The sequence below is a fragment of the Actinomadura logoneensis genome (assembly GCF_003428695.1).
Taxonomy (GTDB): Bacteria; Actinomycetota; Actinomycetes; order Streptosporangiales; family Streptosporangiaceae; genus Spirillospora; species Spirillospora logoneensis.
Genome location: NZ_QURH01000279.1, coordinates 1 through 10669, shown reverse-complemented (window position 1 = coordinate 10669; position 10669 = coordinate 1). Strand labels below are relative to the sequence as shown.

General features: G+C 74.1%; 10 protein-coding genes. 3 read left to right on the top strand and 7 right to left on the bottom strand.

Going from position 1 to position 10669, the window contains the following annotated elements; all coding sequences use genetic code 11:
* Positions 1 to 148 precede the first annotated feature (148 nt).
* The 4 genes from DZF91_RS16625 to ligD (DZF91_RS16605) all read right to left on the bottom strand — a co-directional run bounded on the left by DZF91_RS16625 (position 149) and on the right by ligD (DZF91_RS16605) (position 4117).
* Entirely contained in the window at positions 149 to 367 is a 219-nt protein-coding gene (locus DZF91_RS16625) for a hypothetical protein (protein ID WP_117358368.1), read from the bottom strand.
* 84 nt (positions 368 to 451) lie between these two features.
* Positions 452 to 2131 carry a dihydrolipoyl dehydrogenase family protein gene (locus DZF91_RS42110; protein ID WP_235834350.1) on the bottom strand — a complete coding sequence of 560 codons (1680 nt, stop codon included), beginning with the start codon at positions 2129 to 2131 and terminating at the stop codon, positions 452 to 454.
* A 116-nt stretch (positions 2132 to 2247) separates the two neighbouring features.
* Positions 2248 to 3153 (bottom strand): non-homologous end-joining DNA ligase, encoded by a 906-nt coding sequence (gene ligD, locus DZF91_RS16610; protein WP_235834349.1) that lies wholly within the window; start codon positions 3151 to 3153, stop codon positions 2248 to 2250.
* Entirely contained in the window at positions 3143 to 4117 is a 975-nt protein-coding gene (ligD, locus tag DZF91_RS16605) for a non-homologous end-joining DNA ligase (RefSeq protein WP_117358367.1), read from the bottom strand. The genes ligD (DZF91_RS16610) and ligD (DZF91_RS16605) overlap by 11 nt, the downstream gene beginning before the upstream one ends.
* A gap of 187 nt (positions 4118 to 4304) precedes the next feature.
* Between ligD (DZF91_RS16605) and ku the strand changes: the two genes are divergently transcribed.
* Positions 4305 to 5405, top strand: a complete 1101-nt coding sequence (ku, locus tag DZF91_RS16600) for a non-homologous end joining protein Ku (RefSeq protein WP_117358366.1) — start codon at positions 4305 to 4307, stop codon at positions 5403 to 5405.
* A 116-nt stretch (positions 5406 to 5521) separates the two neighbouring features.
* On the opposite strand, the gene DZF91_RS16595 is transcribed toward ku, so the two are convergent.
* The 3 genes from DZF91_RS16595 to moeZ form a co-directional block, all read right to left on the bottom strand.
* A complete protein-coding gene (locus DZF91_RS16595; protein ID WP_199486687.1) occupies positions 5522 to 6292 on the bottom strand; it encodes an SGNH/GDSL hydrolase family protein in 771 nt (256 codons plus the stop codon).
* A gap of 108 nt (positions 6293 to 6400) precedes the next feature.
* A complete protein-coding gene (locus tag DZF91_RS16590) occupies positions 6401 to 6703 on the bottom strand; it encodes a hypothetical protein (RefSeq protein ID WP_147341181.1) in 303 nt (100 codons plus the stop codon).
* 419 nt (positions 6704 to 7122) lie between these two features.
* The gene (gene moeZ / locus DZF91_RS16585; protein WP_117358363.1) at positions 7123 to 8304 is read right to left on the bottom strand and encodes an adenylyltransferase/sulfurtransferase MoeZ; all 1182 of its coding nucleotides are present in this window, start codon (positions 8302 to 8304) and stop codon (positions 7123 to 7125) included.
* A 275-nt stretch (positions 8305 to 8579) separates the two neighbouring features.
* Between moeZ and DZF91_RS16580 the strand changes: the two genes are divergently transcribed.
* Together DZF91_RS16580 and DZF91_RS16575 are read left to right on the top strand one after the other, a co-directional pair.
* Positions 8580 to 9395, top strand: coding sequence for a hypothetical protein (locus DZF91_RS16580; protein ID WP_117358362.1), 816 nt, complete (start codon positions 8580 to 8582; stop codon positions 9393 to 9395).
* Between the two features lie 2 nt (positions 9396 to 9397).
* Positions 9398 to 10669 (top strand): S8 family serine peptidase (locus DZF91_RS16575; protein ID WP_235834348.1); only part of this gene is annotated, 1272 nt, incomplete at its 3' end.

Genomic DNA, 10669 nt, shown 5'->3' with positions numbered 1-10669 from the left:
AGGCCGTTGCGGGGGCCGCTGCGAGGCCGTTGCGCGGCGGCTGCGGGACCTGGGGGGTCCGCAGGACCACCGCGCGGCCGTCGCTAGGCCGTCGTGGGGCCGTCGCGCGGCCGTCGTGGGGCCGCGGCCGGCGGTGGACGGCGGGCGGTCAGCGGTACTCGTCCTCGTCGAGCCGGACGACGCGGCCCTGCTCGACGAAGTCGGCCTCGTTCACCTCCACCGGGGGCTGGCCCTGGGGCTCGTCCTCCTCGGCCCGGACGTCCGCCTGCTGCTCGGCCGTGTCGGCGTCGGTCGCCTCGTAGGTCGGCGTCGGTTCCTCGGGTCCGGGCTCGATGTCCTCGGCCTCGATGCCTTCGATGTCGCTCATCGTGCGTCCTTCCCCCTCGGTCGCGGGCGGAGTGCCTGGAACGCGCCGTGCGGACGGGCGTGCGCCGCGTCCGCCGCGACCCGCTCAGAGTCGTGCGGCCAGCTCGCGCAGCGGCGCCTCCACGGCCTCCCCGAACGTCGGGAACGCGTGGACGACGTCGGTGAGCAGGCTCAGCGGCGTCTCCGCCCGGATCGCCAGCGCGATCTCACTCATCCACTCCTCAGCGTAGAGGCCGACGGCGGCGGCTCCCACCAGGAGCCCGCGTTCGCCGTCCGCGTACAGTTCGACCCGGCCCCGGTCCTCGGCCTCGACCGCCGCGCGGGCCGTCGCGGACAGGTCGCACCCGGCCTTGATCAGGTTCATCCCGGCCTGCTCCGCGTGCACCGGGCTGATCCCCACCGCGTAGACGGTCGGGGCGGTGTAGACGACGCGCGGGATCGCCCGGTAGTCGGCCTCACGGTGCTTGCCCAGGACGTTCGAGACGACCACGCGGGCCTGGTAACGGGCGGCGTGCGTGGTGCGGGCGACGCCGGTCACGTCCCCGGCGGCCCACACGCCCCCGCTGAACTCCGGCATCCGGGCGGACGGATCGTCCTCAGCGACGCGCTCGGCGTCCTCCGACACCCGCGCCTGCCCGGTCCCCGCCGCCCCCGCATCGTCAACGCCTCCCGCAGCGTCCCCGCCGCCTCCGTCGCCGACCACGGCCGTCGCAGCTTGTCGCGCCCCGCCGCCCGCGCCGCCCGCGATTCCCGCGCCGCCCGCGCCGCCGGCAGAGAGCGCGGGGTCCGCGAGCCTTGCCGCGCTCGCGATGCCTCCCGCGGACGCGGTGGTTGCGGCGTGTACGGCTTCCGGGGCGGCTGCCGCGCCCGCGGGGACGGAGAGATCCGGGATCAGGGCGCCGCAGGTCCGGACGCGGCAGGTCGTGTCGATCGAGAGGGGACGGCCCGCGTGGACGGCGATGCCCAGCGTCTCCAGCCCGAGGCCCTCGACGCGGGGGCGCCGGCCTGCGGCGACCAGGATCCGGTCGGCCTCGACGACGCCGCCGTCCGACAGCCACAGCCGCAGTCCGACCGGGCAGCGCTCGACGCGCGCGGGCTCCGCGCCGAGCCGCAGGTCGACGCCCATCCGGCGGAGCGCCTCGGCGAGGATCTCCCCGGCGAACGGGGCCTCGGCGGTCAGCAGCCGCCCGGACGCCTCGACCACCGTGACCGCCGATCCGAACGCCGCGTACACCTGCGCCATCTCGCAGCCGACCGGGCCGCCGCCGAGGACGACCAGGCGGCGCGGCAGGTCCGGGACGGTCAGGGCCTCGTCGCTCGTCCACACCGGGACGTCCTCCAGGCCCTCGACGGCCGGGACGGCGGGTTCGCTGCCGGTGCTGACGACCAGGTCGTCGAACCCGTACCCGGTGCCGTCCACGTCCAGGGAACCGGGGCCGGTGACGCGGCCCCAGCCGCGCAGCACGGTCACCCCGGCGTCGGCCATCCGCGCGGCGGCGCCGCCGTCGTCGAGGTTGCCGGTGATCTCGTCGCGGCGCGCGACGGCCAGCTCCCAGGTCTCGCCGCGCCGGGCCGACAGCAGCAGCGACTTGGACGGGACGCACGCGAAGTACGGCGACTCCCCGCCGACCAGGCGGTTCTCCACGAGTGCGACGGCGCGTCCGGCGCGGGCGAGGCCGGCCGCGACGCGCTCCCCGGCCGTGCCCCCGCCCAGCACGACCACGTCGAAGTGATTCCGCGCCACGTCGAAGTGATTCCGCGACATCGACACCTTCGCCTCCGGCACCGCTCGTCAGGTCCCCGCCTCTCATGGTGACGGACGGCGGCGCCGGAGAGTGGCGATTCGAACACATACGGCGGCGGAAAAATCCGGACGGACGGTCAGGGCAGCGGACGGTGCCCGTCGAGCAGCGGCGCGAAGAGGTCGCCGTCGCGCTCCACCCGGGCGAGGACGTCGGCGGGCCCGAAGTCCAGCTCGGCGGCGCTTCCGGCCGCCTCCAGCTCGTCCCAGGTCAGGGGCGTGGACACCGCCGGGCGCTCCGCCGCGCGCAGCGAGTAGGGCGCGACGGTCGTCTTCGCCGTGCTGTTCTGGCTCCAGTCCACGAAGATCTTGCCTTTGCGCAGGTCGCGGGCCATCTTCGCGACGACCAGGTCGGGGTGGTCGGCCTCGAGGCGCTGCGCCGCCTCCTTGGCGTACGCGGAGGTCCGGTCGGTCTCCTCGACCGGGACGTACAGGTGCAGGCCCTTCTTCCCGCTCGTCTTCGGGAAGCACGACAGGCCGTCGGCGTCCAGCAGGTCGCGCAGCAGGACGGCGACCTTGCGGGCGTCCAGGATGGTGGCGGGCGGGCCCGGGTCGAGGTCGAAGACCACCAGGTCGGGCGGGTGCGGGCCGCCGCGCGGGCCGACCTTCCACTGCGGGACGTGCAGCTCCAGCGCCGCCAGGTTCGCGCACCACACCAGCGTCGCCAGGTCGTCCACGACGACGTAGTCGAGCGACTCGCGGCCGCGCGAGCTGCCCGGCGTCGCGACCGTCACCCGCCGCACCCAGTCGGGGGTGTGCGAGGGGGCGTTCTTCTCGAAGAACGAGTCGCCCGCCACGCCGTCGGGGTAGCGCTTGCGGGTCGCCGGACGGTCCCGCAGGTGCGGCAGCAGCGCCGGCGCGATCTTGGCGTAGTAGTCGATCACCTCGCCCTTGGTGAAGTCGGGGTACAGCTCCTTGTGCAGGTTGGACAGGGTCACGTCGTGACCGTCGACCTGCACGGTCTGCCTGTGCCGCTCAGGGCTCACGGGTCACCTCGTCGGGTCGCTTGTCGTCGCGCAGCCCCCGCCAGGACGGGAACCGCAGCCGGTCGTCCCTGGTCCGGACGGCGTAGGCGACCTCGCCGACCAGGCGCGGTTCGACCCACTGCACGTCCCGGGCCACCTCGCGCGGCACCTCGTCGTCGAACGGGCTGGACGGGCGGCGCAGCGGCCACAGCAGCTCGTGCAGCTCGTCCAGCATCCGGTCGGTGAAGCCGGTGCCGACGTGCCCGACGAAGCACAGCCGCCCCTTGGCGTCGTACTCGCCGAGCAGCAGCGAGCCGACCCCGCCCTCGCGCCGTCCGCGGCCCTGCTTCCAGCCGCAGAGCACGACCTCCTGGGTGTGGAAGTTCTTGATCTTCCGCCAGAGGTCCACCCGGCGGCCGGGCCGGTAGGGGGAGTCGAGCCGCTTGGCCATCAGGCCCTCCAGCCGCTGCTCGCGGGTGAAGTCCAGCAGCTCGGTGACCTGGGCGCTGTCCGAGCCGTCCAGGTAGGGCGGGGCCTCCACCGGGCCGGTCGCGGCCAGCTCCAGCTCGGCCAGCAGCGCGCGGCGCTCGGCGTAGGGGACGTCGAACAGCGTCCGGCCGTCCAGGAAGAGCAGGTCGAACACGACGTACCGGACGGGCACCTCGCGGATCAGCCGCGGCCCGGGGTGGGCCACGTGCATCCGGCGCTGCAGCCGGGCGAAGCTGGGGCGCCCCTCCTCGAACGCCACGACCTCGCCGTCCAGGACCACGTCGTGGTGCGGGAGCAGGTCGGCGAGTCCGGACAGCTCGGGGTAGTGGGGGAGGGCGTCGGTGCCGCGCCGGGACGCCGCCCGGACCCCGTCCGCGGACACGCCGGTCAGCACGCGGACACCGTCCCACTTGAGCTCCAGGCCCCAGCGCGCGGTGTCCTCGGGTAGCTCGCCGGTGACGGCCGTCATCGGCTCCACGGGCCACGGCATGGTCATAACGCCGTTCCTACCCCCGGCCCGCGTCCCAGAAAAGATCCCTCGCGCCCGCGTCCGCGAACCGGCCCCGCTTCCGGCCGCCCTTCCGGCCGCCTCCGTCCGCCGGGGCGTCGGTTCCGGCCGTCCGCCCGCGGCCGTCGGGGCGTCCGGCTGCTTGTGGACTGCCCGGGGAGGGTAAGCACCGTTTATGCGCAGCATCTGGAAGGGCGCGATCTCGTTCGGCCTGGTGACGATCCCGGTCAAGCTGTACTCGGCGACCGAGCAGCGCGACGTGTCCTTCCACCAGGTGCACCGGGAGGACGGCGGCCGGGTCCGGTACAAGCGGGTCTGCACGATCGACGGCGAGGAGGTCGCCTACGCCGACATCGCCAAGGGCTACGAGCTGCCGTCCGGCGAGATGGTCGTGCTCACCGACGAGGACTTCGCCGACCTGCCCCTCACCAGCAGCCGCCGGGTGGACGTCCTGGAGTTCGTGGACGCCGAGGAGGTCGACCCGATCTACTTCAACAAGACCTACTACCTCGAACCCGACGCGCAGGGCGTCAAGCCGTACGTCCTGCTGCGGGACGCGCTGGAGGAGTCCGGCAAGGTCGCGGTGGTGAAGGTCGCGCTGCGGCAGCGCGAGTCGCTGGCCACGCTGCGCGTCCGGGAGGGCGTGTTCGTGCTGGAGACCATGCTCTGGCCGGACGAGGTCCGCACCCCCGACTTCCCCTTCCTGGACGAGGAGATCGACGTCCGCCGCCAGGAGCTGACGATGGCGACCTCGCTCATCGACACCATGTCCGGCGACTTCGACCCGAGCCAGTACAAGGACGCCTACCGCGAGGCTCTGGAGGCCGTCATCGAGGCCAAGGTCGAGGGGCGCGAGGTCGTCCAGCCGGAGGAGGAGGCCGCCGAGGCGCCCGCCGCCGACCTGCTCAGCGCGCTGCGCGCCAGCGTCGAGGCGGCGAAGAAGGGACGCGCGGCGGAGCCCGCGGCGGCGGCGAGCGGTCCGGAGAGCTCGGGCACCGCGAAGAAGGCCGCGACGGCGAAGAAGGCGGCCACGGCGAAGAAGAGCGCGTCAGAGAAGTCCGGCACGTCCGAGAAGACCGGTACGGCCAAGAAGGGCGCCGCCGCGAAGAAGAGCGCTCCGGCGAGGAAGAGCGCCGCGTCCGGATCAGGCGGGACGTCGGGGCAGGGCGGCACGTCCTCGCGCGGCGGGACCGGCCGCAGGAGCACGTCCAAGAGCACGTCCAAGAGCGCGAAGAAGAGCGCCGCCCCCAAGTCTCGCTCCCGCAAGTCCGCCTAGAGCGTCCTGGCGGCGAGTGTGGGGGGCGGCGCTGTCCGACCAGACGGCCCGCCGGTGTCCCGGCCGGGCTCCCCGGCGTGTGGTTCCCAACGAGGAGCCCGGTGGTCGGCCGTGGGTCAGCCGGGCAGGTCGACCGGGCCGAGGGTGGGGCGCTTGGCCGCGACGGTGTCGCCGGACGAGTGGCCCCGCAGGCGGCGGCCGATCCACGGCACGAGGTGGGCCCGCGCCCACCGGACGTCGAAGAGGAACTGCGCGCCCCGGCTGAGCGTGGGCAGCGGGGCGAGCTCCGGCTGGCGCCAGTCGCCCGCGTCCGGGACGCCCAGGGCCTCCAGCGCGGCCAGCGCCACGCGGCGGTGCCCCTCCGGCGACATGTGCAGGCGGTCGATGCCCCACATGCGCCAGTCGCGCAGGATGTCCATGTTCCACTGGTCGACGACGTGAGCGCCGTGCCGGGCGGCGATCTCGCGCAGGTGGTCGTTGTAGCGGGAGACGCGCTCCCGCGTCATCCGGATGACCGCCGAGTCGGCCGGGTCGACGCCGGTGAACAGCACGACGTCCGCGCCGGACGCCCGCAGGCGCGCGACGGCGTCGTCCATGGCGGCGGCCAGGTCGGCGACGTCGGTGCCGGGCCGGAGCAGGTCGTTGCCGCCGCCGGACACCGTCACCAGGTCGGGCTCCAGCTCCAGCGCGGCGGGAAGCTGCGTGTCGATGATCTGCCGGAGCAGCTTTCCCCGCACGGCGAGATTGGCGTAGGTGAAGCCGTCCTCCCGGGCGGCGAGGGCTTCGGCGAGCCGGTCGGCCCAGCCGCGGGGGCTTCCGTCGGGGTACTCGTCCCCGATGCCCTCGCTGAAGGAGTCGCCGATCGCCACATAACGCGTCCAAGCCATGGCCTCATGGTATTTGGCCTGCTCACGCGTCTCGTCCATGCCTCGCCGCCGGACGAGGGCGGACCGTCCGCCCGGACGAGGGCGGTCCGTCCGCCCGGGCGGTGGCGGTCAGAGGTCGCCGTGGACGGCGAGGACGCGGGCCAGCGTGGTGACCGCCCCGTGCGGGTCGGTGCACGGCGCGATGCGCTCGCCCCAGCCGAAGTAGTAGAACCAGTCACCGCCGACGTGGTCCGGCGCGGCGATCACGCTCTCGTTCAGGCCCGGCAGCTCCCCGTTGCTGACCAGGGCGGTCGGCCACCGGTCGCCCGGGGCCGCGACCTCGACCAGCCAGCCGTGCGAGCGCAGCCGGTCGACGAGGTGCTCCAGGTGGCCGAGTGCCCGCTCGGCATCGGTCGTCACCTGTATGGACATCGTTCCTCCAAGTGCGGTGCGGGACGCGGCGACGGCCACGGCCGAGACGCCGGGCCCCCGCGTTCGGGCAGGGGTCCGGGCGCGCGGGGCGCGAGGAGTGTGGTCGCCGGTCACGGCGCGATGTGCGCGGCCCGGCGGAGACGCGTCGGGTCACGGCGTTCGGCGGCCCCCGCTCGTGCGGGCGGTGGGACCGGGGAACGCGTTCAGTCTGACCAGCGGTGACCCAGATCACAAGCACTTCGGGTCGCGGAGCTGTATGGGTCGCCTCTGCCCTCCCGCCGGTCTACCGAAACCCCGCCGCTCACAAGGAAGGCATGGGTCGTCGGGACGATGCGGTCCCGTCCGAATCCGCCCGGCACGCGGAAGGCCCCCGGGAGCACCCGGGGGCCTTCGCGGGATGACCGGAACCGGTCAGCGCGTCAGTAGGACGGCAGGCTGGGGTCGATCTGGTTGACCCACGCCACGATGCCGCCGCCGACGTGGACGGCGTCGCCGAAGCCGGCGTTCTTCACCACGGCCAGCGCCTCGGCCGACCGCACGCCCGACTTGCAGTGCAGGACGATCTTCTTGTCCTGCGGCAGCTTCTCCAACGCCGACCCGTTCAGGAACTCGCCCTTCGGGATCAGCGTCGCGCCCGGGATGGACACGATCTCGTACTCGTTCGGCTCGCGGACGTCCACCAGGAAGACATCCTCGCCCCGGTCCTGCATGGCCTTGAGGTCGTGCACGGAGATCGTGGAGTCCTTGGCGGCCAGGGTGGCCTCCTCGGAGACCGCGCCGCAGAACGCCTCGTAGTCCTCCATCAGCTCGGTGATGGTGGGCTTCTCGCCGCAGAGCGGGCAGTCGGGGTCCTTGCGGACCTTGACCGTCCGGTAGCTCATCTCCAGGGCGTCGTAGATCATGAGGCGGCCGACCAGCGGCTCGCCGATGCCGGTCAGCAGCTTGATCGCCTCGTTGACCTGGATGGAGCCGATCGACGCGCACAGCACGCCGAGCACGCCGCCCTCGGCGCAGGACGGCACCATGCCGGGCGGCGGGGGCTCGGGGTAGAGGCAGCGGTAGCAGGGGCCGTGCTCGGCCCAGAACACCGACGCCTGGCCGTCGAAGCGGTAGATCGAGCCCCAGACGTACGGCTTGCCGAGCAGGACGGCCGCGTCGTTCACCATGTAGCGGGTGGCGAAGTTGTCGGTGCCGTCCACGATCAGGTCGTACTGACCGAAGATGTCCAGGATGTTGTCGCGGTCGAGCGCGGTGTTGTGCACCACGACGTCGATCAGCGGGTTGATCTCCCGGACGGTCGCGGCGGCGGACTCGGCCTTGGGCAGGCCGAGCGTGGACTGCCGGTGGATGACCTGCCGCTGCAGGTTCGACTCGTCCACGACGTCGAAGTCGATGATGCCGAGGGTCCCGACCCCGGCCGCGGCCAGGTACATCAGGGCGGGCGAGCCGAGGCCGCCCGCCCCGACGCACAGGACCCTGGAGTTCTTGAGGCGCTTCTGCCCGGCCATCCCGACATCGGGGATGATCAAGTGCCGCGAGTAGCGGTTGACCTCGTCACGGGTGAGCTCCGGCGCGGGCTCGACCAGCGGTGGCAACGACACGGTGGGTGCTCCTGTGCTGACGCGTTGCGGGTTACGGGGGCGGACGCCGTCGTCCTCTCACGGCACAACCCTGCCATGCCCCGGGGCATTCCCGGAGGTCGGTCGCCAGGTGGGACGCCTCACACACCTTCTCCGGCCGCACATCTCGTCCGGCGGCCTCGGTGGTCTCGCCGCGCGGCACGACCGCGGCGGCATACCACCGTCTTGGCCGGACATCTGTTGGTTCCCTGACCGATGGGACGGATCGGTGCTTTGCCGGGTTAGCCTTTCCGGTTGTGGCGTTCCAGCCCCCCATGCAGCAGCCTCCGCCCTTCCACGGCCCCCCGGCGGAGCCGCCGGGACCACCGCGGCCGGCCGTCGTCCTCGGGTTGCGCGCCCGGCAGTGGGTGCTCGTCGCCGCCACGCTCGGCTGCCTGTACGCGCTGGTCGGCGGGGTCGCGCTGGTGTCGGCGACGCAGTCGCTGACCCGGGAGCCGACCGGAGCCGAACTGCAGACCGCCGCGCGCGCCGAGGTCGCGCGGCGCTGGCGGGCGTGGCCCGCCGCGCGGATCTTCCCCGACCGGATCGCCTACGAGGTGCAGCGCGGCCGGACCGAGTACGCGGGCCGCGCCGGGATCGCGCCCGAGAGCGACTGCGCCGCCTCGGTCGACCCGCCGGTGGCGGCCGTCCTGGCCCGCAACGGCTGCCGGGCCGTGCTCCGGGCGACCTACGTGGACGAGATCCAGGGCGTCGCGGTGACCGTCGGCGTCGCGGTCTTCGCGGACGCCCCGACCGCCGACCGCGCGCTGCGCGAGACCCCGCCCGACCCGGACGGGACGCCGGTGCGCAACAGCGTCCGGGCCGCGGCCTTCCCCGGGACGGCCGCCGCCCGGTTCACCGACCCGGCCCGGCAGGACTCCACCGCCGACCGCGGCGGCCCCTACGTCGTGCTCACCTCGTCCGGCGAGACCGACGGACGGCCCGCCGCGTCCGTCGCCGAGCGGCGCCCCAACCTGCCCTTCGCCGTCGCCCCGCAGCTCGCCCGGCAGATCGCGCACACCCTGGGCGCCCAGGCCATGCCCGACTGCTCCAGCCGCGAATGGAAGTGCTGATCTTGCCGCACCCCCTGAGACGGATCGGCGCGGTCGCGGCGGCCACGGCGCTCGCCTGGCCGTTCCTCGGCGTCGGGATCGGTACCGGCGGTGCCGGGATCGGCGGCGTCGGGTTCGGGCCGGGCGTCGCGGTCGCCGATCCGGTCCGGGACGCCCAGGAGCCGGCGTTCTCCGCGATGGCCGTCCCGGCGGCGTGGAAGGTCACGCGCGGCGCGGGCGTCACCGTCGGGGTCGTGGACTCCGGCGTGCGGACCGACCAGCCGGAGCTGGCGGGCCAGGTCACCACCGGCCCCGACATGATCGCGAACATCGACGGGGGCAGCACGCCCGCGCGGCTGCACGGCACCAGCATGGCCATGCTGATCGCCGGGAAGGGGCGCGGCCGGGGCGGGCGGGGCGGCGTGATGGGCGTCGCGCCGGAGTCGAAGATCATCGCGGTGCGGGCCATCGCCGAGCCGGAGGACCCGTCCTACCGCCGCTACAAGACGACCCCCAAGGGCCAGGGCGCGACGGCCAAGGGCATCCGGTACGTCGTGGACCACGGCGCGGACGTGGTCAACCTGTCCCTCGGACGCTACGACGAGCAGCCCGACGAGCGCGCCGCCATCGGCTACGCGGTCTCCAAGGGCGTCGTCGTGGTCGCGGCGGTCGGCAACGACGGCGACAAGCGCGACGGCTTCGACGCCAAGGGCTACGCGCCCTACTCCTACCCGGCGTCCTATCCGGGTGTGATCGCGGTGGCCGCGACGAACCAGCGGCACGTCCGCGCGGGTTTCTCCAACCGGAACTTCTCGGTGCTGGTCGCCGCCCCCGGCGTGAGCCTGCCCGGCATCGGGCCCGAGCGCGGCGCGTACTACGTCACCGACGGCACCAGCGACTCGTCCGCGCTGGTCTCCGGGATCGCGGCGCTGGTCCGCGCGAAGCACCCCAAGCTGGCCCCGGCGCTGGTCGCGCAGGCGATCGTCGCGAGCACCCCGTCGGGCGGGGCGTCCTACGACGCGTCCCTCGGGCACGGCGAGGTGAACGCGGCGAAGGCGCTGAGCGCCGCCGACCGGCTCGCCGCGATCCCCAAGGGCGTCCAGAGCAAGCCCGGCGGCGCCCGCTTCGGCGCCGGGGGCGACCCCGGCCCGGTGACCGTCGTCCCGCGCCCGGCCTGGGCGAAGGCCGTCATGGCGGTGGTGGTTTTGGGCGGGCTCGGCGGGGCGGTCGCGGCCGTGGTGATCGCCGTGACGCTGGCCCGCCGCCATCCGTCCCCGGCCGCCCCGGCCGCGCCC

Coding starts and splice junctions, on each gene's coding strand:
- DZF91_RS16625 (WP_117358368.1), bottom strand. CDS start 367: ATGAGCGACATCGAAGGCATCGAGGCCGAGGACATCGAGCCCGGACCC.
- DZF91_RS42110 (WP_235834350.1), bottom strand. CDS start 2,131: ATGTCGCGGAATCACTTCGACGTGGCGCGGAATCACTTCGACGTGGTC.
- ligD (WP_117358367.1), bottom strand. CDS start 4,117: ATGACCATGCCGTGGCCCGTGGAGCCGATGACGGCCGTCACCGGCGAG.
- ku (WP_117358366.1), top strand. CDS start 4,305: ATGCGCAGCATCTGGAAGGGCGCGATCTCGTTCGGCCTGGTGACGATC.
- DZF91_RS16595 (WP_199486687.1), bottom strand. CDS start 6,292: ATGGCTTGGACGCGTTATGTGGCGATCGGCGACTCCTTCAGCGAGGGC.
- DZF91_RS16590 (WP_147341181.1), bottom strand. CDS start 6,703: ATGTCCATACAGGTGACGACCGATGCCGAGCGGGCACTCGGCCACCTG.